The 22458-nt window shown below is 72.3% G+C and carries 15 protein-coding genes; 6 read left to right on the top strand and 9 right to left on the bottom strand.

Going from position 1 to position 22458, the window contains the following annotated elements:
• Nucleotides 1-34: 34 nt before the first annotated feature.
• The 5 genes from ACIQU6_RS11435 to ACIQU6_RS11455 all read right to left on the bottom strand — a co-directional run bounded on the left by ACIQU6_RS11435 (nucleotide 35) and on the right by ACIQU6_RS11455 (nucleotide 6046).
• The gene (locus ACIQU6_RS11435) at nucleotides 35-730 is read right to left on the bottom strand and encodes a TetR/AcrR family transcriptional regulator (RefSeq protein ID WP_403481396.1); all 696 of its coding nucleotides are present in this window, start codon (nucleotides 728-730) and stop codon (nucleotides 35-37) included.
• 298 nt (nucleotides 731-1028) lie between these two features.
• On the bottom strand, nucleotides 1029-2414 hold the full coding sequence (locus tag ACIQU6_RS11440) for a PDR/VanB family oxidoreductase (RefSeq protein WP_403481397.1): 1386 nt from the start codon (nucleotides 2412-2414) through the stop codon (nucleotides 1029-1031).
• Between the two features lie 163 nt (nucleotides 2415-2577).
• A complete protein-coding gene (locus ACIQU6_RS11445; protein ID WP_403481398.1) occupies nucleotides 2578-3501 on the bottom strand; it encodes a metal-dependent hydrolase in 924 nt (307 codons plus the stop codon).
• A gap of 217 nt (nucleotides 3502-3718) precedes the next feature.
• Entirely contained in the window at nucleotides 3719-5719 is a 2001-nt protein-coding gene (locus ACIQU6_RS11450) for a hypothetical protein (protein WP_403481399.1), read from the bottom strand.
• A 93-nt stretch (nucleotides 5720-5812) separates the two neighbouring features.
• Complete coding sequence (locus ACIQU6_RS11455) at nucleotides 5813-6046, bottom strand: DUF397 domain-containing protein (protein ID WP_274916029.1); 234 nt, start codon at nucleotides 6044-6046, stop codon at nucleotides 5813-5815.
• A 533-nt stretch (nucleotides 6047-6579) separates the two neighbouring features.
• On the opposite strand from ACIQU6_RS11455, the gene ACIQU6_RS11460 reads away from it, so the two are divergent.
• Together ACIQU6_RS11460 and ACIQU6_RS11465 are read left to right on the top strand one after the other, a co-directional pair.
• Nucleotides 6580-7350, top strand: coding sequence for a GNAT family N-acetyltransferase (locus ACIQU6_RS11460; RefSeq protein WP_403481400.1), 771 nt, complete (start codon nucleotides 6580-6582; stop codon nucleotides 7348-7350).
• Nucleotides 7347-8234 carry a lysophospholipid acyltransferase family protein gene (locus ACIQU6_RS11465; protein WP_403481401.1) on the top strand — a complete coding sequence of 296 codons (888 nt, stop codon included), beginning with the start codon at nucleotides 7347-7349 and terminating at the stop codon, nucleotides 8232-8234. Before ACIQU6_RS11460 ends, ACIQU6_RS11465 begins: the two co-directional genes overlap by 4 nt.
• Here ACIQU6_RS11465 and ACIQU6_RS11470 read toward each other — a convergent pair.
• The 3 genes from ACIQU6_RS11470 to glnII form a co-directional block, all read right to left on the bottom strand.
• Nucleotides 8210-8836, bottom strand: coding sequence for a winged helix-turn-helix domain-containing protein (locus ACIQU6_RS11470; protein ID WP_403481402.1), 627 nt, complete (start codon nucleotides 8834-8836; stop codon nucleotides 8210-8212). The two genes, ACIQU6_RS11465 and ACIQU6_RS11470, sit on opposite strands and share 25 nt — an antisense overlap.
• Nucleotides 8837-9081: 245 nt before the next feature.
• Entirely contained in the window at nucleotides 9082-9906 is an 825-nt protein-coding gene (locus tag ACIQU6_RS11475) for a rhomboid-like protein (protein WP_403481403.1), read from the bottom strand.
• Nucleotides 9907-10293: 387 nt separating this feature from the next.
• Nucleotides 10294-11316 (bottom strand): glutamine synthetase, encoded by a 1023-nt coding sequence (gene glnII, locus ACIQU6_RS11480; protein ID WP_403481404.1) that lies wholly within the window; start codon nucleotides 11314-11316, stop codon nucleotides 10294-10296.
• A 386-nt stretch (nucleotides 11317-11702) separates the two neighbouring features.
• Between glnII and ACIQU6_RS11485 the strand changes: the two genes are divergently transcribed.
• From ACIQU6_RS11485 to ACIQU6_RS11495, 3 genes are all read left to right on the top strand, one after another.
• Nucleotides 11703-13274 carry an AMP-binding protein gene (locus ACIQU6_RS11485; RefSeq protein ID WP_403481405.1) on the top strand — a complete coding sequence of 524 codons (1572 nt, stop codon included), beginning with the start codon at nucleotides 11703-11705 and terminating at the stop codon, nucleotides 13272-13274.
• Nucleotides 13275-13398: 124 nt separating this feature from the next.
• Nucleotides 13399-13671, top strand: coding sequence for a hypothetical protein (locus ACIQU6_RS11490; RefSeq protein WP_403481406.1), 273 nt, complete (start codon nucleotides 13399-13401; stop codon nucleotides 13669-13671).
• 616 nt (nucleotides 13672-14287) lie between these two features.
• On the top strand, nucleotides 14288-16270 hold the full coding sequence (locus ACIQU6_RS11495) for an ATP-binding protein (RefSeq protein WP_403481407.1): 1983 nt from the start codon (nucleotides 14288-14290) through the stop codon (nucleotides 16268-16270).
• A gap of 493 nt (nucleotides 16271-16763) precedes the next feature.
• Here the strand turns inward: ACIQU6_RS11495 and ACIQU6_RS11500 are convergent, their stop codons facing one another.
• Entirely contained in the window at nucleotides 16764-18029 is a 1266-nt protein-coding gene (locus ACIQU6_RS11500) for a hypothetical protein (protein WP_403481470.1), read from the bottom strand.
• 309 nt (nucleotides 18030-18338) lie between these two features.
• Between ACIQU6_RS11500 and ACIQU6_RS11505 the strand changes: the two genes are divergently transcribed.
• Nucleotides 18339-21611, top strand: coding sequence for a BTAD domain-containing putative transcriptional regulator (locus ACIQU6_RS11505; RefSeq protein ID WP_403481408.1), 3273 nt, complete (start codon nucleotides 18339-18341; stop codon nucleotides 21609-21611).
• Nucleotides 21612-22458: the final 847 nt, after the last annotated feature.

Consider the following 22458-nt stretch of genomic DNA (forward strand, 5'->3'; position numbering starts at 1 on the left):
TGCCGGACCGGCGTCCGGTGGCAGCTCGGCGACGTCAGGCCGGCTGGGGCAACTGCAGCAGCCGGCCGACCAGGTCCGCGAACATCCCGTCCGCGGGCTCGTCCGCCAGTATCCGGCGCACCACCTGCGCCATCCGCTCGTCGTACGCGGCGCTGACCGCGGTCAGCGCCGCGAAGTCGTGCACCAACTGGCGTTCGAGCTCGCCGCGGGGTATCCGCCGTCCGTCCAGCCACAGCAGTGCGGTGGTCTCGGCGAGCGAGACCCAGGAACGGACCACCAACTCCAGCCGCGGAGAGGGGTCCTGGGCGTCGAGATGGGCGAGGATCTGCGTGAACGCGGCCTGGCGAACGCCGTCGATCATCGCGCTCGTGCGGGTCGAACCGATCGCCGGGCCGCCGCGCATCAGGGCCGAGAAGCCGGGCCCGTGCTCCTCCACGAAGTCGAAGAACCGCTCCATCACGCGCAACAGCCGGGCGCCGAGCGGCCCTTCGTGGGGCTCGATGAAGCGCGCCGTCAGCTCGTCCGCGGCGCGCCGCAGGGCGGCCTCGTAGAGCTGCTGCTTGCCCGGGAAGTAGTGGTAGACCAACGGCCTTGATATGCCGGCCGCCTCGGCGATCTCGTCGATCGAGACGTCTTCGGGGGAGCGGTGGCTGAAGAGGCCGAGCGCGACGGCGATCAACTGCTCGCGTCGCTCCTCGACCCCCATCCTGCGGCGTGCCCCGTTCGTCATGCGCCCACCCTAACGACCGCCCTACGACGGCACCACCGCGCGAACGGGGCCTGTGGACAACGGCACGGGCCGCGCCGGGCGACGCCACGAGGCGGCACCAGAGGGGCGATGCCAAGGGGGCGATGCCGAGAGGACGATGCCAACAGAGCGATGCCAAAGGGCGACGCGTTCTCTGCCGCTCCTTCCGCTGCCCTGTGCCCTCTCGCCTCCGACCCTCCTCACCCGCCCACCCCCCGAAGGGGGTGGGCGGCGGGGAAAGACGGGGAAAAACAGAGGCCGGGCGCAGCAACGCCACCCCCTACAGATCCAGCACCAACCCCGCTCCCGCTCCCGGCCCCGCTCCCGGCTTCGCCCGGGACACGCAGATCAGCAGGGAGTCCTCGCGCTCCGCGTCCGTCAGGAGCTCGTCGCGGTGCTCCACCTCGCCCGCCAGGACCCGCTGTTGGCAGGTGCCGCAGAAGCCCTGCTCGCAGGAGTACGGCAGGTCGGGCAGGGCCTGTTCACGGATCGCCCGGAGCACGCTGGTGCCGGCCGGCACCGTCACCGTACGACCGCTGCGACGCAACTCCACCTCGAACGAGGCGTCCCCGCCCGACATCTCGCCGCCCGGCACGCCCTCGCCCGGTGCGGCCCCGTCGCCCACGGCGGACCCTGATTCCGCCCCTGAACCGGAAGCGGATGCACCCCCCGCGCTCCCCACCGCACTACCCGCAGCGCCCCCTGCCACGTTCCCCGCCGGGGCGAACCGCTCCGTGTGCAGGGTCAGGCCCTCCGGCCCGTTGGGCAGCAGTTCGGCCACGGCGTTCATCAGGGGCTCGGGACCGCAGCAGTACACGGCGGCGTGCGGCGGCGCATCGGCGAGCGCCGCGGCCAGATCGGGCCGCCCGTCCTCGTCCTCCGCCACCACGGTCAGCCGTCCGCGCCCCCCAAATCCCCCCAACCCACAGCCGGTATCGCCGCCACCGTCAGTGCCACCGCCCCCGAAGGTGCCGCCTCCGCCGCCCCCGGCCAGCTTCTCGGCCTCCTCCAGGAACGGCATGGACGCCCGCGACCGCCCCGCGTACACCAACCGCCAGGGCACCCCCTCCGCCTCGGCCTGCCGCACCATCGGGAGGATCGGGGTGATGCCGATCCCGCCCGCGATGAAGAGATAGGCGTGGTGGTCCTCCAGGCGGAAGCGGTTGCGGGGCCCGCGCACCTCGACCGTCATGCCGGCGCGGAGCGCCTCGTGCGCCTCCCGGGAGCCGCCCCGCCCGTCCTCGATCAGCCGGACCGCGACGGTGTACGAACCGCCGTCCGCCCGTACGGCGTCGGCCGGTTCGCCGCACAGCGAGTACTGCCGCACGGTGCCCGAGGGCAGCACGAGGTCGATGTGCGCGCCCGGTTCCCAGTCGGGCAGCCGCCCGCCCTCCAGACGGAGGGCCACCACGCCCTCGGCCGCCACGGTCCGTTCCGCCACCCGCAGTCGCAACGGCGCCGCGCGCCCCGAACCCCCGCGCGCCGCCCGGGCCGCCTCGCGCCCCCGCCCGGAGATCGGCTGCTCCAGCGCCGGCATCGGCCACAGCGGCGACTGCCGGATCCGCCGGCGCAGCGCCCGCCGGACCAGGAGGGCGGCCCCGGCGACCACCAACGCGGTACGCAGCGGCGAACCACCGTTCCGCAACGGCCCGTTGAGCGCGGACACGGCTATACGGGACGACGACGGCAGCGCGAGCCCCTTGAGGGAAGGTCCCGCCAGGGAAGTCCCCTTGGGGGAAGTCCCCGTAAGGGAAGCCCCCTTACGGGAGCGGCCACCGCGGCCGGCAGACGGGGACGGGGTGGGGGACACACGGGCAGGCGCGGACATCTCAGGCTCCTCCGGGGGCGGCAACGGGCGCGGCAGCGGCGGCGGTTGCCGCGGGTGAACGGTCGAGGTAGGCGAGGGCCTGCTCGGTGTCGCCGTGCTGCGACGGGTGGTAGGCGCGGCTCAAGTACTGGGGCACCGAGCGGACGATCGCCCCGGTGGTCGGCAGTACGCCCTGCCGGCCGCCCCGTACGAAGTCCCGTACGGCGGCCTTGCCGTTGAGGAGCGTGGGGTCGTTCGCCATGAAGAACCGGATGCCGCGCTGCCACAGGAACACCAGCGCACCGAAGGCCGTGGCCCACGTCCGCACCCGCCGCCGGTAGCCGCCGTCCAGGTGCATGAAGAGGTCGAACGCCACCGAGCGATGCTCGACCTCCTCCGCGCCGTGCCAGCGCAGCAGGTCGAGCATGGTCGGATCCGCGCCCTTGGCGTCCAGGGCACCGGCGTTGAGCACCCAGTCGCCCAGGAAGGCGGTGTAGTGCTCGATGGCGGCGATCGTCGCCACCCGCTCCATGAGCCACCACTTGCGGGCCCGCCCCGGGGGGAGCGTCCGGTCGCCGAGCAGCTTCTCGAAGAGCCAGTCGACCTGCGCGGTGTACGGGGTCGGATCCAGCCCCTGCTCCTTCAGGTGCGGCAGCACGTCGTCGTGCGCCTGCGAGTGCATGGCCTCCTGGCCGATGAAGCCGATCACGTCCGCGCGGAGTTCGGGATCGCGGATGTACGGCAGCACCTGCTTGTAGACGTGCACGAACCAGCGCTCGCCGGCCGGCAGCAGCAGGTGCAGGACGTTGATGGTGTGGGTGCTGGACGGGTCGCCGGGGATCCAGTGCAGGGGGGTCTTTGCCCAGTCGAAGGCGACGTTCCGGGCCTTCAGCGGGGTGTGCTCGGACGCGACCGGCTGGGGCCGCAACGAGGCCGTATTAGACATGGCGTCAATGTACTGGCGGGTAAGGAATGGCGATACCCCTCGGACGGCCAAAAACCGGCGGGAAGAGGGGCGTCAGGAACGGGGTGTGGCCGCGCCGCCCCGGGCAAACACCCCGGCCCCGATGAGGTCCACGTGCCCACCGATCCACGACGTGCTCCCACCCGCCACACCCACAACTCTCCAACCACAACTCCCCAACCACAACGCCCCACCCGCCTCACCGCAGCCCGTGCACCGTCCCGCCGCCCGTCAGCGTCCCCGTCAGCTCGGCGTGCGCGCCCGCCGTCGCGAGGACGGTCAGCAGCCGGCCGGGCACCCGCCCCCGCACCCCACCGGACGCGGTGATCGACGTGATCTGGTCGCTGCCCGCCGCCAGCAGCCACCACCGGCCGATGCGGCTCTTCCACAGCACGCCCGACAGCACCCGGGGCGCCCGCGGGCCGCAGGCCGTCCCGCCGTCCGCGCGGGCGGTCACCGCGCCCGTCGCGTACGGCTGCCCGCTCGGCGGCGGCACCTGGAACTGCGTCATCGTCCGGCTGCCCGCCCCGCGCCAGGTCTCCGCCCGGGTACACAGCCAGGACGCGGTGCCCCCGCCCCCGGGGAGCGCCTGCTGGGCGAACCGCCAGGTGTTGACCGCCCGCACGCCCTGCGAACGGACCGCGGGCAACTGGCACGCGGTCCGCGCCCAGGCCGTACGCCCCTCGGGGCCGGACACCGACCCCGGGGCGTCCGGCGGGCCGTACGTGAGCCGGGCGGGCGTCAGTTCGCCCAGGTCGGTCAGCAACTCGCCACCGGGGCGCGAGCCCGGTACGCCGCCCGGTTGCCCGTCCAGGCGCCCGCCGACCCTCAGGGCGGGCCAGCCGGCGCACCTCTCCTTGGGGCGCGGAATCGGGACGGGGGAGGTCAGGCCGTCGGCGCCGACGGTGACCCGTTGGCCCGCCGCGTCCGGCTTCACCAGGTCCACCGTCCGCACCGACGTCACCCAAGGGGCCGTCAGATAGCGGGCGTTGCCCGAGGTGCGGTCCGCGACGAGGGCGGTCGCCGAGTCCGCCGCCGCCCCGTCCGTCCGGGCGAAGTCCAGCGCCGTCCCGGTGCCGTCGTCCCGCTGCTGGGCGTCGGTCGGTTCGGCGTACCGCACCACCCGCAGCCCGTCGTGGAACAGCACCACCACGACGCGGTCCACCACGCCCGCGAAGAGCAGTTGCGGCGGCCCGGCCGCGGGCCCCGCGGACGTGCCGGGCGTCGCGGTGACCGACACCTGGGGGCCGGGCCGGGCCCACACCGTCAACGCCCGCCGGAGCAGCGCCTTGTCGCCGGTCCGGTCGCCGCGGGCCGGCCAGGACGAGAAGTCCGGCCGCGCCGCGGTCCTCCAGGCGGTCGGCGAGGACATCGCCAGCCGCCCCGGATCAAGTGCCGCCTCCGCCGCGGCATTACGGGCGTACGGTGGGGCCGCGGCCCCACCGGGCCCCCACCCCCCGCCCGGCAGCCCCAGCAGCGCCCCGCACACCGCCACCGCCGCGCCGGCCGCCAGCGCCGCCCGGCCGTGCTGCCGCCGCCGGATCAGGTCCGTCGGCCGGGCATGGAGGGCGCACGGATCGAACTCCACCGACTCCAGCAGGGCCCGGTCCCGGCTCCCGGCCGGCAGCGCCGCCCGCTCCGCCTCGGCCAGCGCCCCGCGGGCGTCGGCGACCCCCGCGGCCTCCAGGATCCGCCGCGTCTCCTGGGCCGACAGCCGCTCCAGATCGCGCAGCACGAACGCCGCCCGGGCCGGCGCCGACAGCGTCGACAGGGCCTGGTCCAGGGCGAGTTCATCGGCGCCGCCGGAGCGCGGGAACAGTCGCAGGCCCCAGACCTGGGGAAGCGGCGCCGGCGGCTGCCAGCGGCGCCGCCCGACGGCCAGTGCCACCCGTAGGACGCGCAGTCGCATCAGGGCGTAACCGGGATCGACGGCCGAGTCCCCGCCACGTTGGGCGGGCAGGGCGGTACCGGGACCGGGGCGCCGCGGCAGCGCCCGCTGCACCACCGTGTGCGCGGCCAGCACCCGTCGGCCGCGGTGCGGGCCCGGTGGCAGCACCACATAGGCCAACCTGGCCAGCCGCGGATAGTGCTCGACCAGGGCCGCCTCGGCCTGCTCGACGTCGATCGACTCACCCCCGTCGGCGTGCCCGACGGGGGAGGTGCGGTCCGGGCGCGGGGTTGCCGCCTGCTGCTGCTCCACATTCCGTGGAACGAGTGAATCCTGTGATGGTCACCGGCGACCCGGGCCCGCCCCGGACGGGTGACCGTCCCCGCGCGGGCCCGTTGGCGGACGTCAGCCCGGAAGGTCGAACTCCCCGTCCCGGGCCCCCAGGACGAACGCCCGCCACTCGGCCTCGGTGTAGCGCAGCACGACATCGGGCTCGGTGGAGTTGCGCATCGCCACCGCGCCGCCCTCCAGGAAGGCGATCTCCACCGCCTCCGCTTCCGGGTCGCCGGGCGGGCGCTGCCAGGTGGCGTCGGAGATGTCGAGGCTGTAGAGCCATTCCTTGTCGGCTGCGGTGCCCATGTCCTGCTCCCCTTACTCGCGTGAGCTGTGCGCCGGCCAGCGTACGCGGCGCCCGGAGCGGCTTCCACCGGCGAACTGGGTAGCCCGCGCTGCCGGTTGCCGACGCCGGCGGTGTACCGGGCCATGAGGCCAGCCCGGTTGCGCGGCCGGATGCGGGCCATCGGCTGCCGCGCTGCACGCCCGCCGCATGTCCTGCCGACGGTCCGGCTGACTGTCCTGCCGATTGGCCGAAACGCGATGGCTGAACCCGTAGCCCGGCAACGGGAGTTCCGCAGTACGCCGTCCCAAGGGGGCGGAGCGGCACCCTCTGCTGTCCAAGGGGACGGGTGGGACGCAGTGCGCCCTCGGGGACGCCAGGGCACGCGCGCCCGAGGCCGCGCCGTCCAGTGTTCCGCCGCCCCTCATCCGTACGCTCCCTGCGCTTCACGCCCCCGGTCCTCGGGCGCGGGAACAGTCTGCCGCGTAGGAGATCCCCAGGTCATTGGGTCGCGCGCCCGTAGGGGGCGGACCCAGCTCCACCCACGGAGGCCCTGATGAGCACGGCACCGACCACGTCCGCCGGCCGCCCCGCCGCTCCCGCCCCGGCCACCCCCGACTACACCGCCCTGATCGCCGACACCCCCGCCCTGGTCCGGGCCGCCCAGCGCCTGCGCCACCAGGTCTTCGGCGACGAGTGCGGCGCCACCCTGGACACCCCGCTTCCCGGCCACGACGTCGACCCGGTCGACGACCTCGCCGACCACCTCGTCGTCCTCCACCACCCCACCCGCACCGTCGTCGGCACCTACCGGCTGGTGCCCCCGGGACGCACCCAACGCCTCTACTCCGACGGGGAGTTCGACCTCACCGGCCTCGACGCGGTGCGCCCCGCACTGATCGAGGCCGGCCGTTCCTGCGTCCACCCCGACCACCGCAACGGCGCCGTCATCAACCAGATGTGGGCCGCCCTGGCCCGCTACACCCTGCTCTCCGGCCACCGCTACCTCGCCGGCTGCGCCTCCGTACCGCTCGCCGACGGGGGCACCGCCGCCGCCCACGCCTGGGCCCTGGCCCGCACCCGGTACGCCGCGCCGCCGGCGTTCCTGGTCAGCCCACGCCGCCCCTGGCACCCCACCGCCCCGCTGCCCGAACGCCCCGCCGTCGCCCAACTCCCGCCGCTGCTGCGCGGCTACCTCCGGATCGGCGCCTGGCTGTGCGGCGCACCCGCCCACGACCCCGACTTCGGGGTCGCCGACTTCTTCACGGTCCTGGACATCGAGCAACTCGGCGACCGCTACCGCCGCTTCTTCCTGGGGGACCGGTGAACGGCCCCTGGGACGTCAGCCCGGTCTGCACCCCGAGCTGTGCCGCGCACGCCGTTCCGCCCGTCCCGTTTTCCGGCACCGTCCGCCGCGCCGCCGTGTTCAGCGGCGCGGTGGGCCGCGCCCTGACGGACGGCCCGGACCTGACCGACCCGATACGGCTACGGAGTCACGCCCGGGCCCTCCTGGCGGCGCTGGGCGTCACGTTGGAGGCCCGGAACATAGGCGCCGGGCCGGCCCCGCTGTCAGTGACGGGAACGGCGCCGGGGGAGCCCCTCTGGGGAACCACCGACGCCCCCACCGCCCCCGGCACCCTCATCGTGCTCAACCACATCTCCTGGCTCGACATCGTCGCCCTGCTCGCGGTCGAACCCGCCACCCTGCTCGCCAAGCGCGAGGTCGGCCGATGGCCGCTGGTCGGCGGCCTGGCCCGGCGTGCCGGCACGTACTTCATCGACCGCGCCAGCCCGCGCCAACTCCCGCGCACCGTCGCCGAACTGGCCGCGCTCCTGGCCGCCGGCCGCTCGGTGGCGGTCTTCCCCCAGGCCACCACCTGGTGCACCGCGGACCGGGGCGCCTTCCGTCGGGCCACCTTCCAGGCCGCCCTGGACGCCGGCGCCCCGGTCCGCCCGGTGACCGTCGACTACGCCCAACAGGACCGCCCCACCACGGTGGCCGCCTTCTGCGGGGCCGACACCTTCGCCGCCTCGCTCCACCGGGTGCTCACCGCCCACGGGTTGGCCGTACGGGTCACCGCCCATCCGGCGCTCCCCACGGCGGGCCGCGACCTGGACCGGCGCGCGCTGGCGGCCGCCGCCGAGCGCGTCGTGCTCGGCGGCGACCGGGTGCCCCGACGGGCCGGTCAGGCGCTCGGCACGTACTTGTAGCCGACCCGGCGGACGGTCACGATCGAGCCGCGGTGCTCGGCGCCCAACTTCCGCCGCAGTCGGGCCACATGGACGTCGACGGTGCGGCCGTCGCCGACGTGCCCGTAGCCCCACACCGTGGTCACCAACTGGTCGCGGGTGTGGACCCGGTGCGGATGCGCGACCAGATGGGCCAGCAGCTCGAACTCCAGGTACGTCAGGTCCAGTTGGCGGTCCAGGACGCGCACGGACCGCTGCTCGGGGTCGATCCGCACCGTCGCGTCGCCGGTCCGGGCGGCGGGGGCGGGCTCGGCGGGCGGCTGCGGCGGGCCGGGGGCCTGCTCGGCCGGCACCAGGACGAGGTAGCCGACCATCGGCGGTTGGCCGGGCAGGGCGGGCAGGCTGTGCTGCGGTGCCGGGAGCCAGGTCGCGCCGGAGTTCAGCAGCTCGGCGACCTGTTGGGCGCTGTGTCGTGGCGCTGTCGCCGGACGGAGCTCGGGGGCGGCTCCACGGGCGGCGGGGGCTTCGTCGGGTGCCACCGCTCGCAGCCGGTGGCGCTGGTGGGGCGGATGGGGAACGGCGGCCGTGGGGGAATCGGCGGGAACGGTACGGAGATTGGCCATCGAACGTCAGCTCTTTCGCGCAAGGGGACCGTCGGGGAGGTCGTGCGCGCGGGCTAGGCCGGGACACCGGTCAGCGGTGTCGGGAAGGAGGGTGCGGGCCCGCGCTCAGTGCGCGCGGCAACACAGACGGTCGAAGGCGTGCGCCTGCCGGGACGGCCAGAACGGCTCAAGGTCGCTGCGACCCGTCGCGGTGTCTGTAAGGCTGGCCATGGCCCTATTGAACCAGACGGCCCTTGATCTGTCTTTCACACCACCCCCCGTTGTGACGCGATCCCGTCGCCCGCCGGCCGCGCGCTCCCGCGCGCCGACGACGGGCGGGCGCCGACTGCCGCTCGCCGCACCGGAGTTGTCGAAACGGCCGCTTCCGTGGACTCCCGCCCGGTGGCCGGAAAACGCCCCCGCGCCGCCGTGCGCGCGGCCCCGATCGCCACCCCGAGGGCCAGCGCCGTCAGATGTCCGGCATCGGTGAACGTCCGGCCACGGCGGACCACCGGCACCGCGCCCAGCGCCAGCAGCCCGCCGGACGCCGCCGCCCGCGCACCCCGGTGCGGCAGCGACGCGGCCAGCGCGCCGAGCGTGGCGTAGAAGCCGTAACTCGCCCCGACGTCAACGGCGTGCGCGGTGGCCCCGCCCGCGGCGCCGGCCCCGCCGGGCGCACCCGGTATCGGCGGTGCGACCGCCGCCGGCCGGACCCCGGGCCGCGCCCGCAGGCCCGCGTAGACCAACAGGCTGGCGCCCGCGTGCCCGGCCGCGAACACCGCCGCGGTGCGCCCGGCGCCCCACCGCGCCTCGGCCGTCCCGAGCGCCGCCAGCAGCGCGACGCCGTACGCCGGCGGTATCGGTCGCTCCACGAAGGCCGCGCTGGTGGCCAGCGTGCCCCACCGACCGGCGCGCAGATTGGCCACGTTGGTGGAGTGCGCCCGCAGCAGTCCCGTACGCCGCGACGCCGGCAGCCGGGCGGTGGCGTACGCCCCGAGCTGCAGCGCCCCCACGTACAGCGGCGTCATCCACGGCAGCGCCCGGCGCCCCGACACGCCCCGCCCCCAACGCCCCATGATGTTCACGTTCATGCCTTTCGCCCCGCCTGTTCTCCTCGTTCCCTTCGCGTCGTACCCCTCCGCGCCCCGCCGCACCCTGCCCTCCCGCCGCGCCGCCTCGCCCACCAAAGGGCAACCGCTTGCGCCAGCCCGGCGGGGCGACCTCGATGACCTTCGCCGGATCGCCGTCCCCCTCCACCGAGAGCCCGGCGCCGGCCAGTTCGTCCGGGCCGGCGGCAGGCGCCCGGCCCGGACGCGGTCGTGAGGGGGATCGCGAGCATGTCCCCAGCGTGCCACCCGCCACTGACAACCGGCCCCGGCCGCCGGGCGGTTGACCCCGCGCGGGTCGCCCGGGCACGCGGAAGGGGCCGGACCAGCCGGTCCGGCCCCGTTCGCCCGCGCGTCGCTCCGCGCCGGGCGTCACACCTGCGCGCGCCGCTCCAGCTCCGCGCAGCAGGTGTCCACGATCAGCCGGGTCACCACGTAGGGGTCCACGTTGGCGTTCGGCCGGCGGTCCTCGATGTAGCCCTTCTTCTCGACCTCGACCTGCCACGGGATGCGCACCGAGGCGCCGCGGTCCGAGGCCCCGTACGAGTAGCTGTCCCAGGGCGCGGTCTCGTGCGCACCCGTCAGCCGCTGCTCGATGCCGGTGCCGTACTGGCGGACGTGCTCCAGCGGCTTGCCGTCCGCGCCCAGCGCCTCGCAGGCAGTGATGATCGCGTCGTAGCCCTCGCGCATCGCCCGGGTGGAGAAGTTGGTGTGCGCGCCCGCGCCGTTCCAGTCGCCCTGGGCCGGCTTGGCGTCCAGGGAGGCGGTGACGCCGTGCTCCTCCGCCGTGCGGTGCAGCAGCCAGCGCGCCACCCACATGTGGTCGGAGACCTCCAGCGGGGCCAGCGCGCCCACCTGGAACTCCCACTGGCCGGGCATCACCTCGGCGTTGATGCCGGACATCCCCAGGCCGGCCGCCAGGCAGCGGTCGAGGTGCTGCTCGACGATCTCCCGGCCGAAGATCTCGCCGGCGCCGACGCCGCAGTAGTAGCCGCCCTGCGGGGCCGGGAACCCACCGCCCTCGGGGAAGCCCAGCGGGCGCTCGCCCTTGAGGAAGGTGTACTCCTGCTCGATGCCGAAGATCGGCTCCTGGGAGGCGAACCGCTCCGCCACCGGGCGCAGCAGGGCCCGGGTGTTGGAGGGGTGCGGCGTGAGGTCGGTGTGCAACACCTCGCAGAGCACCAAGAGGTGGTCCCCGCCGCGGATCGGGTCCGGGCAGCTGAAGACCGGGTCGAGCACGAGGTCCGACGCGTGGCCCTCGGCCTGGTTGGTGCTGGATCCGTCGAAGCCCCAACGGGGCAGCTTGCTGCCGTCCTGCAGGATCTTGGTCTTGGAACGGAGCTTGGCGGTCGGCTGGGTGCCGTCGATCCAGATGTACTCGGCCTTGATGGTCACGGGGTCCTCTTAATGCGGGTCGGTGCGGGTACGCGTGCGGGCGTACCGCTGCACTCTCGCAACAGGCCGTTTCCCGTCCGTTGCCCGTATGTGAACCGCAGGTTACTCAGTCGGACATCCTCTGATTCTGTGACGATTCACCGTAAAACGCCTGGCAATCTCTTGTCGACGGTACTCGCCCATGCTCCCGCGACGGCCCCCGAACCCCAAGTGCCTGATCCTGCCCGTCAGTTCGGGCACCTCGGTGCGCAGGCTGGCCCCACCTCCTGCTCATGGCCCGAAGGCATGACGGCATGGCGTATTTGGTCGTGGAAGGCGCGACCGTCCGCCGCTTAACGTCACCTCTGCCGGCAGTCCCCTCCGCCTTCACCAGGAGCGCACCCACCATGTCGTCCCAACCGCCGTTCACCAGCTACGTCGAGCTCCTCCTCGCCGCCCTCGCCCGCGACCCCGACCGCCCCGCCGTCACCGCGCCCGACGGCAACACCGTCACCGCCGGCGACCTGCACGCCACCGTCCACCGCATGGCCGCCGTCCTCGCCGCCCACGGCACCGGCCGCGGTCGAACGGTCTCCGTCCTCAGCCGCAACCGCCCCGCCGCGCTCGCCGCCCGTTACGCCGTCAACCTCGCGGGCGCGCGGGTGGTGCTCCTGTACGACGGGATGGCCGCCGAGACGCTGTCCCGGGTGGTCGAGAGCGCGGACACCGCCCTCCTCCTGGTCGACCCCGACCTCCACGACACCGCCCGCGCCCTCCTGGACGGCTTCACCGGCCCCCGCCCCCGGGCCATGACCCTCGGCCCGCTCCCCGCCGACGCGGCCCCCCTCGGCCCCGACCTGCTGGCTGCCTGTGCCGCCCTCCCCGGCACCCCCACCGTCGCCGGGACCGCCCGCCCCGAGGACGACTGGTGCATCCGCCACACCGGCGGAACGACCGGCGTCCCCAAGGGAGTTCAGATGGCGCACGCCCCGTTCGCCGCGCTGCTCGGCCAGGCGCCCCTGGAGGCGGCCGGCGATCCGCCCCGCCTCCTGGCCTGCACCTCGCTGGCCCACATGGCGGGCGTCATGAGCGACCTCACCCTGGTGGCCGGCGGCACCGTCGTCCTCCACCGGGGCTTCGACCCCGCCGCCGTCCTGTCCACCGTCGCCCGCGAACGCATCACCCACCTCTGGCTGTTGCCGCCGCTCCTCTACCGCCTCCTCGACGACCCCACCCTCCCCACCACCGACCTCAGCTCCCTCACCCGCATCACGTACGGCGGCTGCCCCGCCTCCGCGCCCCGGATGCGCCAGGCGGCCGAGACGTTCGGCCCGGTCCTCTACGGCTGGTACGGCCAGTCCGAGGCGATGGCCATCACCGAGGCCGGCCCCGCGGACCACGCCGACATCCGCCCCGACGCCCCGATGACCGTCGGCCGCCCGCTCCCCGGTGTCACCCTGGCCATCCGCGACCCCGAGGGCCGCGACCTGCCCCCGGGCGAGCCCGGCGAGGTCCACGTACGCTCCGCCGGCGCCATGCGCGGCTACTGGAAGCGCCCCGACCTCACCGCCCAGGTGCTGCGGGACGGTTGGGTGCACACCGGGGACGTCGGCTACCTGGACACCGACGGCCGCCTCTACCTCGTCGACCGCCTCAAGGACGTCGTCATCGTGGTCGGCGGCCACGTCCACCCCGCCGAACTGGAGGACCTCCTCCACGCCCACCCCGCCATCGCCCACGCCGCCGTCTACGGCGTCCGCACCCCCGACGAGACCGAAGAGGTCCACATCGCCCTCGTCCCCGCCCCCGGCCACTCCACCGACGACCTCACCCTCCCCGCCCTCCGCTCCTACATCACCACCCACAAGGGCGCCCTCTACGCCCCCGCCGCCCTCCACCTCCTCGACGCCATCCCCCTCACCCCCGTGGGCAAACCCGACAAGAACCTCCTCCGTAACCTGCCCCACCCCACGCCCTGACCCCCTCCCACGCCCAGCGGGCCCACCCCTCCAAATCCCCCCTGGCCAGGGGCTTTTGTCAGTGCCCCGCAGTAAAATGGGAACCAGAAAGTGAGGGTCCACCGAGCTCCAGGAGGTCCGCCGGATGGCCGTTGCCGCACCCATGACGAAACCCCTCCCGACCCACCCACTGCCCAAGAAACCGCTCCCCGCCGGCTGGCCCCGCGAGCGGTACGAATCCCACAACCGCCGCCTGAAGGCCATGCGCCTGGCCATAGCCCTCCTCGACACCGGCACCTACCGCCCCGAACAGGCCACCAACCCCACCATCCGCACCACCGCCCAATCCATAGGCGTCCGCCACCCCTCCGACACCACCTGCCGCCTGGTCCGCGCCCTCCTCTACGACAACTGCTGAAGCGACGCGGCGGGGCGAGCGCCGCCGACGGGTCGAGCCCGGGGACTTAGCGCCCCGGGCTCGACCCCTGCATACGGGGAGGGTTCGCGGCCCGGCAGCCTGGCCGGGCCGGTAAGGAGGTCGGGGAATAGTGCCAGAACGATGCCAAAAACGAGCGTTTCCCCCGTTTCTTATCGGCACACTCATTAGAGTGGCATCGCCGTACTCGATGGACGGCGGCAAAGAGGATGGCATATGCCATAGGGATAGGTCGTAGCGTTTCTGTCGCGACCAAGGTCACACCCTCAGGGGACTTGCGCGAATGCGTTGTCGAATGTGGGGGTGGAGATACTCACCTCAGGAGCCGGCCGATGGCGAGGGGCGCCGGTGACACGCCGGAGGGGGACGTGTGCGGGGGCAACAACCCAACAGTCGCAACGAGTTGAGCGGCGTCGTACATGGCGCCGCCGTGCAGGCCGGTGTCGTGCACGGCGATATCCATATCCGCACGGAAGCTCCGGCGGTAGCTCACGGGCTGTGGCAATTGCCGGCGGCGGTACGTCTCGTTGACCGTGCGGAAGAACTCAACCGGCTGGAGCGGAACCGCAATCGGGCGGAGAGCGGCGGCCATGCCGTCGTGGCCGCGCTGAGCGGGCTGGGAGGTGTCGGCAAGACCGCGCTCGCACTGGGATGGTTACACAGCCTGCGCCCCGAATTGCCGGACGGCCAGTTATACGCGGACCTCAGAGGCCAGGCGCCCGGCGGCCCCGCCGATCCGGCCCATGTGTTGGGCCACTTCCTGAGGGGGCTCGGGGTGGCACCGCAGGCGTTGCCGGCCGAGATCGCCGAGCGGGCGGCGCTCTTCCGCTCGCTCACCGCCGAGCGCCGGATCGTGGTGCTGCTGGATGACGCCGCGACCGCTGCCCAGGTGCGTCCCCTGCTTCCGGGAGGACCGGCGGTCACTCTCGTGACAAGCAGACGGTGGCTGTCCGGGCTGACGCTGGAGGGCTGCTACCAGATGCACCTGGAGCCGCTGAATCTGGATGCCGCAGTGGAACTGCTGGCCGACACGCTCTCCGACGACCGCGTGGCGACGCAGCCGGACGACGCTCGCAAGCTGGCCGGTCTGTGCGCAGGTCTGCCGTTGGCCGTCCGCCTGGTCGGCGCTCGGCTCGCCGCCCGGCCGAATCGGCGAATCACCACCATGGTTCGGGCGCTCACCGAGGAGCACGCCAGATTGGACGCGCTGTCCGTTGACGAGGACCACAGCCTGCGCGGAGCGTTGGATCTCTCGTATCAGGAACTGCCGGACGATGCGGCCCGGCTCTACCGGTGGCTCGGCCTGCACCCGGGAACGGAGTTCGGCAAGTCGGTGGCGACCGCGGTACTCGCCGAGCTCTCCGACGCCGACCTGCCCGATGCCACGGACCTCCTGGACGAACTGCTCGACCGGAACCTGCTGAGCGACACCGGCGAGGAGCGCTACCGCTTCCACGACCTCGTGCGGCTGCACGCCGCCGCCAAGGCCCAGGAAGAGGAGTCCGCCAGCAAGCGGAAGTCGCTGCTGCGGCGGATTGCCGCCCATTACCTGGCTACGGCCACGCGAGCCGAGCAGCTCATCGACCCGCAGCACCGCACGATGGAACGCACGTACCTTGAGGGCGTGCGTGAGGAACCGGTCGTCGAAGACCTGGGCAACGACGCGGAAACCGCGCTGGATTGGCTGGAGCGTGAGCGCGACAACCTCATGACGCTGATCAGGATTGCCCGGCCTGCGGGGCTGCCGTGGCTGGCCTGGCAGCTCACCGACGCCATGTGGCCCCTCTTCCTGCGGCGCAAGCACTACGACCACTGGCACGACGCGCATGCCGAAGGGCTGGCCATGGCCCAGGAGTTGGGTGACCGCGTCGCGCAGTGTCGCATGTTGACGTCCGGAGGCATGGGTGAGCTGGGCAGGGGCTGCCCGCAAGACGCCTTGGCCATGTTCGACAGTGCGGCCGCGATCTTCGCGGAGGACGGGGACGCTCTGGGGCGTGCCCGGACCCTGAACTACCGTGGTCTGGCCCACCAGCGGCTCGGTCGGCTTGACGCGGCCGCCGAGTTGTTTGCCCGCGCCGCCGAGGAACTCCCCGAGCACGGCGATCACCGCGCCGGCGGGCTCGCCCGGCTCAACGCGGCCGATGTCGAGCTCGCGCTCGCCCAGTTGACCCCGGCCGCCTCCGACGCGGCCGCCGCCCACGCGACCTTGAGTGCAGCGGGCGACACCTACAACGCCGCCCGGGCCATCACCCTGCTCGGACAGGTTCGGCTTCGGCAGGGCGCGCCCGCCGAAGCCGAAGAGCTGCTGTCCGAGGCGTTGACCGTGATGCGTGCCATCGCCGCCCACTACGAAGAGGCCCGCGCCTTGGAGTACTTGGGACAGGCCGCCGAGGACCAGGGCCAGACCCAACGGGCCGAGGACCGCTACCGAGAGTCGCTGGACCTCTACACCGCGGTCAAACGACCGGGCCCGGCGGCCAAGGTACGTGACCGACTGGAAAGTCTGGGCGGCGAGCCGCCGACGGAACAGGAGCACGGTGCGGGCCCCGCGGTCACTGAGCGGGATGCCCCCTCCGGTTGAGTCCCCGGCTGCCTGTCACCCGCCGGATCCGACACCCGGATCGTCGTCGTGGCGAGCGCAGCCGGCGCGAGCCGCGCCACCAACCAGGCGTGGGCCAGAGACGCCCACGCGCCCCAAGGCACGTTGCGCAACTGCGATTCCCGCACGGGCAGCAGGACGCCCTCGGAGCCGTACGCACCGAACCGCAGCAAGCACGTCCCGGCGCCCCCGTACACCGCGACCACCACCGCCCCGGGATGCCGGGACGCCCAGCGTTCGGCCACGCCGCTGTGCGGCCCCGGCCCCGTCAGCACGTCCGCCAACAGCGGCCAAGGCGCCGGCGCCGGTTGGAGAACGCGCAGATGGCGGTCCACCACTGATCGGCCGGACCCGGGCCGCAGGGTGACTCCCACGCGCCAGGCGGAGCGGGCCACCTCGGGAACCGGCGTCTCGCGGATGGCGATGGTCAATGGGACGGGAAGCGCCGGCCCTTCCAGCGTCAGCCTCAGCGCACTCACGACACGACACCGCCCGCCGCCCCGCGCTCCACGGTGACCGGCAGCGGCGCCGGATCGGTGGTGAGCCGCACCGCTGGCGCCCGCAGCCGCAGCTTCCGGTAGATCAGCGCGCGCATCCGGCGGGCGAAGCGCCCCGGTTCCGACGTGATCCGGGCCGCCAGGTGCGCATAGCGTTCGGCACGGTGCACGGCGGCAGCCCGGCGCAGTTGCCGGCGCAGCGGACGGTCGGCATCGATCCGGGGTGCGATCGACCGCAGTTCGGCCATCGGCGACCCCGGAGCCAGTTCCAACGTCGCCGAGCCACCCATGAGGAGGGGAGCCCCCGTCATCGTCCCGTACAGCAGAACGGAGCCGTGATCGCCCACGATGAAATCGGCGGCTGCCACGGGCCCGCACCAGTCGGCGTGCTGGCTGATCAGGTTCACCCCCGAACGACGTAGCCCGGCGAACCAGCTACCGACCTGCCATTCGCTGTGCGTGTTCCAGATGTTGGGATGCAGCAGAACGGCGATCCGGAACTCCTCCCGGGGAAGCTCCGTCACGAGCCTGTCCAACAGGTCCCACTGCTGCCCGAGCAGTGACTCCGGCCCCCAGGTGGAACAGGCCAGCACCAGTTGTTGGCGGGAACTCGTGGACAGCGCCTCCCGGTACAGGGCCCGGGAGGGAAGGCTGGCGACCATACGGTCGAAACACGGGTCGCCGACCACCTCCGCGAAGGGCAGGGCCTCCGGACACTCGCGACCGAGGCGCCCCAGCTCCTCCTCGTGCGACAGCACGATCACCTCGGGTACGACCTCCCCGTCCCGCACCAGCCGTTGGCGACTCAGGCCGTAGACCCCGCGGTCCGCCGGCGTTGCGCCACTGCCCCGGCCGCCCGTGGGCGCGGACACGAACTTGTTGTGTCCCACACCGTGCGGGAGCACGATGACAGGCGCGTGCAACTCGTGCAGCCCGCTGTAGCTCGCGGCCAGTGCCAGATCGAAGCGGATGTTTACCGCCTGGCTCCAGGGCACCACCAACCCCTTCAGTTGTGAGAGAAAGACGTCCACCCCGTGGCCGAAGACATCCGGGGCGGCGGTGAAGACGACCTGCACCTGTGGATCGGCATCCAACAACTGGACCGCCTCCAGCAGCCGTTGCCCTGTGGTCACCGTGTGCACCACTGCCAGCAATTTCTTGCGCACCCGCCGGGTGGCCCACCGATCGACGTCCAGCCGCAGCGGCACATGGCGACGATCGACATCCCATAACGACACGCTCACGCGAACTCCCCCCGTTCCCGCACCTGTTGTCGAGAAGACCAGGGATTCGGCCATCCGGCCCCCTTGAACCCCGGCTTCTGATAAGAAGATTCCAGGGCACACTTGCAGTCAGGCTTGCAGAAAACTGGCAACCAACTTGCAGTGCTCCTGCGGTATCGGCCGAGATACATGCGCCCCTCACGCGTCGATGCGCCCCGGCCCGCCCCCTCTGACCCGGTCGACCGCGGCGCGACAGTGAGACCGGATGCTCGTGCAGGTGCACGGGAACTGCCGGGGGAGGCAGGACGAAGGAGAGCCGCAGGGGGGGCGATGGTGGAACTTCTTGCGCTGGGACCTCTGGAACTGTGGCACGAGGGGCGGCAGCACGGGCTCGGTTCGCCGAAGGAGCGCTGTGTCCTGGCCTCACTGCTGTACGCCCAAGGGGATCCGGTCACCGTGGACACGCTGATGGCGCGGGTCTGGGAGGACGACGACCTACCGGAAACGCCCCTGGAATCCTTGTACAGCCACCTCTCACGATTACGTGGGCGCCTACGCCAGGCGGTCGGTGACCGAGTGAGCGTGGAGCGATGCCCGACCCGCCGATATCGGCTGCGCGTGATCGACCGGAACGACGTCGATCTCTGCCGCCTCAGGCGATTACGCCGGGAGGCCCGCGCGGCCGCCGATCGCGGCGACCGGGAGTTCGCCGCCGGGCAACTGCTCGCCGCCGAGGCATTGTGGCGTGGCGAACCGTTCGTGGAGTTCTCCGGAGCTTGGGCCGCCGCCGCCCGCACTCGCCTGACCGAGGACCACCGGCACATTCGGGAGGAGCGCATCCGCCTGGAGCTCGAACTGGGCCGTCACGCCGAACTCATCGGCGAGTTACAGGAGATGGTTACCCAGAACCCGCTGGCGCAAAGGACCGTGGCGGCCCTCATGCTGGCTCTCTACCGGTGCGGTCGCGACGGCGAGGCACTGGCCCATTTCCGGAAGGCCCAACGGCGCCTACGGGACGAGTTGGGCATCGACGCCGGCGCCGAACTCCAGGACCTTCAGCGCCGCATTCTCGCTCAGGACGCGACGCTGGTCTGTGACCGCGGCCCGGCAACTATGGCACGGCCTTCCGCCACCGAGGAGCCACGTTCGAGCGCAGCACCGCACGGAGCAAGTGGGGGAAGCGCCGAGCCCGCCGCCGACGGCGTGGTGCAGGACGGCCGAGCGACAACCGGAGACACGCTGCCGCGCGACACCAAGGACTTCACCGGGCGCCGCTACGAACTGCGGTACCTGCTCAACAGCCCCTCCGCGGTGGCACACGGTGCAGGCACCGCACTCCCGCTCACCGTTGTGCACGGCATGCCGGGCGTGGGCAAGTCGGCGCTGATCGTGCACGCCGCTCACCGGTTGCGTCCGCAGTACCCGGAGGGCCGCTTCTACCTGGACCTCCGTGCCTACAGTGACCAGCCGCCGTACGAACCAGCCGAGGCGTTGGCGTCGCTGCTGCGGAGCGCGGACCTTTCGGGCTCGCTCCCGGACAGTCTCGACGAGCGGGTCGTCAGATGGCGGGAGTGGACGGCCCACCGCCGAGTGCTTGTGGTCCTCGACAACGCCAAGGACGCCGAACAAGTGCGTCCGCTCCTTCCCGGGGCGGCCACCTGCTGTGCGATCGTGGCGAGCCGCAACCGGCTCGCCGAGTTGGACGGTGCGGCCTCGGTCCATCTGGACGTACTGCCGGTGTCGGAGGCGTCCTCCCTCTTCTCCCGGATCGTCGGCGCCTACCGCACGTCCGACCGCGCCGCGCTCCGCCGGGTGGTCGAGCTCTGCAACTGCCACCCCCTGACGGTGCAGTTGCTCGCCGGCCGCTTCCGCCACCGGGACACCTGGGACCTGGAGTACGTCGCGGACCGGCTGGCGGGCGCCGCCGACCGATTGGACGAGTTCGATGAACGGGTCGAGGCCGCCTTCCTGCTGTCCTACGGCGACCTCGACGCCCCCGCACAGCACCTGTTCCGGCACCTCGCGCAGCATCCGGGACCCGACATCACCCTCGAAGCGGCAACCGCCCTGTGCGGCACGGCGATTGCCGCGGTCCGTCGCGCGGCCGATCAACTCCTGGACCGGCACCTCCTCGACGAACCGGTACGTGAGCGCTATCAACTGCACGACCTCGCCCGGGCGTTCGCGCGTCGTGTCCACTCCCGCGAGGATTCTGCCCCGGCCCGCCGCGACGCCCTGCGCCGCCTCGTGGCTTACTACCTCACCGCGGCGGATCACGCGGATCGGCTCGCTCACCCCCGCCGCCGGAGGCGCCCCATCGACGCGAAGCTTGCTTCCCCCTGCGTCTCCGCTGTGCCCACCGTTCAGGGCCCGCGCACTTCCGACTCCGCCGACGCGGCAGCGGTATGGCTGACCGTCGAGTGCGCCAACCTCTTGGCCGTCGCCCGCACTGCAGCCGCCGAGTTCCCGGAATTCGCCGCCCACTTCTCCCACGTACTTGCCTACTCGCTCAAACTGTGGGGAACCCACGACATCACCACCGAAGTCGCCGATGCCGCACTGACCGCGCTGCGCCGCGGAGATGACCGTCAGGCCCTCGCGCAAACCTTGGTGGAACGCGCGAGCGTACTGGCCCAGCAGAAACACGCCGAGGCACTCCGCTGTGCCTCCGAGGCGCTACTCCTCTACGACGAACTCCAAGATTCCCACGGTCGCGCCGACGCCCTCTTCGAGATCGGACGGGCCCACCTTGCCGCGGGCCGGGGCGAGAAGTGCCTGGCAGAAGTGGAGCGCGCACTTCAGCTCTATCGGGAGGTGGGTGATCTCCACGGCGTAGCGGAGAGTCTCAACGTGCAGGGCGCCTGGCTCATCTTCAGCGCCGAATATCCCGAGGCGATGCGCCGGTTCGAGAAGATGCTGGAGATCCACCGCGGTCTCCAGGACGCACATGGCCAGGCTAAAGCCCTCAATAACATAGGGGAGATCCACTTCACGGAGGGCCTCTACGAGGAGGCTCGTGGTTACTACGAACAATCCCTGGCCTTGGTGCGTCGTTTCGGCGGGCTCCAGGAGTTCGCCATTCTCGATACTAACCTCGGCACCGTGTATCGCGTGACCGGTCAATTGGAGTTGGCCCGGGAATGTTTCCTCCGGGCCCTCGCCAGCAACCGCGCGCGAGGCGATGCGGTGGGGGAGGTGAACGCACTGACCAGCCTGGGCGCCACCTGTGCGGAATCCGGCCGGACCGATGAGGCGCTACAGCACTTCCACGCGGCGGAAGAGGTGTCGCGGCACATCGACAGCCCTTACGAGCGACACCGTGCCCTCATCGGGATCGCCGACACCCTGCGCTCGGCCGGGCAGTTGGCGGCCGCGCTGGAGATGTACCAGGACGGTTTGGGAATCGCCCAGAAGCACAAGTTCCCGCTCGGCGCGGCACACGCCCTCGCCGGAATAGCGCGAACCCTCCTCCGCACCCACGAAACCGAGGCCGCGCGCCGCTACGCCGAGCGGGCCCTGGTCCTCTACCACCAACTGGGAGCCTTCGTCGAAGGAACGGAATTGCGTCGCCTTCTGGCCGGCCAGAAGGACACCGGGCCCTGACCCGAACCACATGGACCAGGACCCGGGAACCCGGCCGGGTCAGCTGTGGTCCGCCCGCGTCCACCACATCACCTGGTGCGGAGAAACCGTGCCCGCAGCGGGCGTCTGTTGCGCTGCGGCCTTTGGCGCTGCGTACGCCTCACCCGTGGTGGCGGCGACGGAGATTCCCGTCAGGCCGAAGAGTGCAATTCCGGCTAGGACTGCGCGCAATGCGTTCAAGGTTTCCGAATCTTCCACTGAGAAGGATGCACGAGGTCTGGTCCTCACGCTTGGAGCGCAGAACTTACCTCCTCTGACCGACCGCACCGCATCGCATATTCGGACATTAGGCGCACACGCCAGTGTCGAGTCACTCGAATGAGTGGCATGCGTGCATGGAGAGTTCATCGGTCGCCCCGTCGAACCGTGCTCGGCCGATCGCTTCCTGGAGGTCGATCAACCCCCGGCGGTCCGCCCGTTCAGCCTCTCCCCTCGACGAGATGGTGGCCTGCGCAACATTCTTACGGATGTCCGCGGCCTCGCCCGTCGCGGCGAGTTCCCGAAGCGCGCCATCGAGCGGAGAGCGACGCTTGCGCCGCCCCTGTATGCAACGTCGGCCGCGGCTTCCGAAACAGGAAGCACACGGCCGACGGCCTTGAGAACAGCCCAGGAGAGCAGAAACCCGCCCGGATCCTCGGTGTTTCTTAGATGTCGAAGTAGAGCTGGAGGAACGCTCTGACCTGGGCAGATTCGTGTTGATCGGAGAGTGTGGTGCACAACCGGTGCACATCGCACGGGCGACGGGTGCACACCTGGTGCGGTGATTCCGCTAGTCGGTCTGGCGCCGATACTGGCCACCATGACATGG

It is taken from the genome of Streptomyces sp. NPDC090442, assembly GCF_044769405.1.
Taxonomy (GTDB): Bacteria; Actinomycetota; Actinomycetes; order Streptomycetales; family Streptomycetaceae; genus Streptomyces.

Coding starts and splice junctions, on each gene's coding strand:
- ACIQU6_RS11435 (WP_403481396.1), bottom strand. CDS start 730: ATGACGAACGGGGCACGCCGCAGGATGGGGGTCGAGGAGCGACGCGAG.
- ACIQU6_RS11445 (WP_403481398.1), bottom strand. CDS start 3,501: ATGTCTAATACGGCCTCGTTGCGGCCCCAGCCGGTCGCGTCCGAGCAC.
- ACIQU6_RS11455 (WP_274916029.1), bottom strand. CDS start 6,046: ATGGGCACCGCAGCCGACAAGGAATGGCTCTACAGCCTCGACATCTCC.
- ACIQU6_RS11460 (WP_403481400.1), top strand. CDS start 6,580: ATGAGCACGGCACCGACCACGTCCGCCGGCCGCCCCGCCGCTCCCGCC.
- ACIQU6_RS11470 (WP_403481402.1), bottom strand. CDS start 8,836: ATGGCCAATCTCCGTACCGTTCCCGCCGATTCCCCCACGGCCGCCGTT.
- ACIQU6_RS11475 (WP_403481403.1), bottom strand. CDS start 9,906: ATGAACGTGAACATCATGGGGCGTTGGGGGCGGGGCGTGTCGGGGCGC.
- ACIQU6_RS11485 (WP_403481405.1), top strand. CDS start 11,703: ATGTCGTCCCAACCGCCGTTCACCAGCTACGTCGAGCTCCTCCTCGCC.
- ACIQU6_RS11490 (WP_403481406.1), top strand. CDS start 13,399: ATGGCCGTTGCCGCACCCATGACGAAACCCCTCCCGACCCACCCACTG.
- ACIQU6_RS11505 (WP_403481408.1), top strand. CDS start 18,339: ATGGTGGAACTTCTTGCGCTGGGACCTCTGGAACTGTGGCACGAGGGG.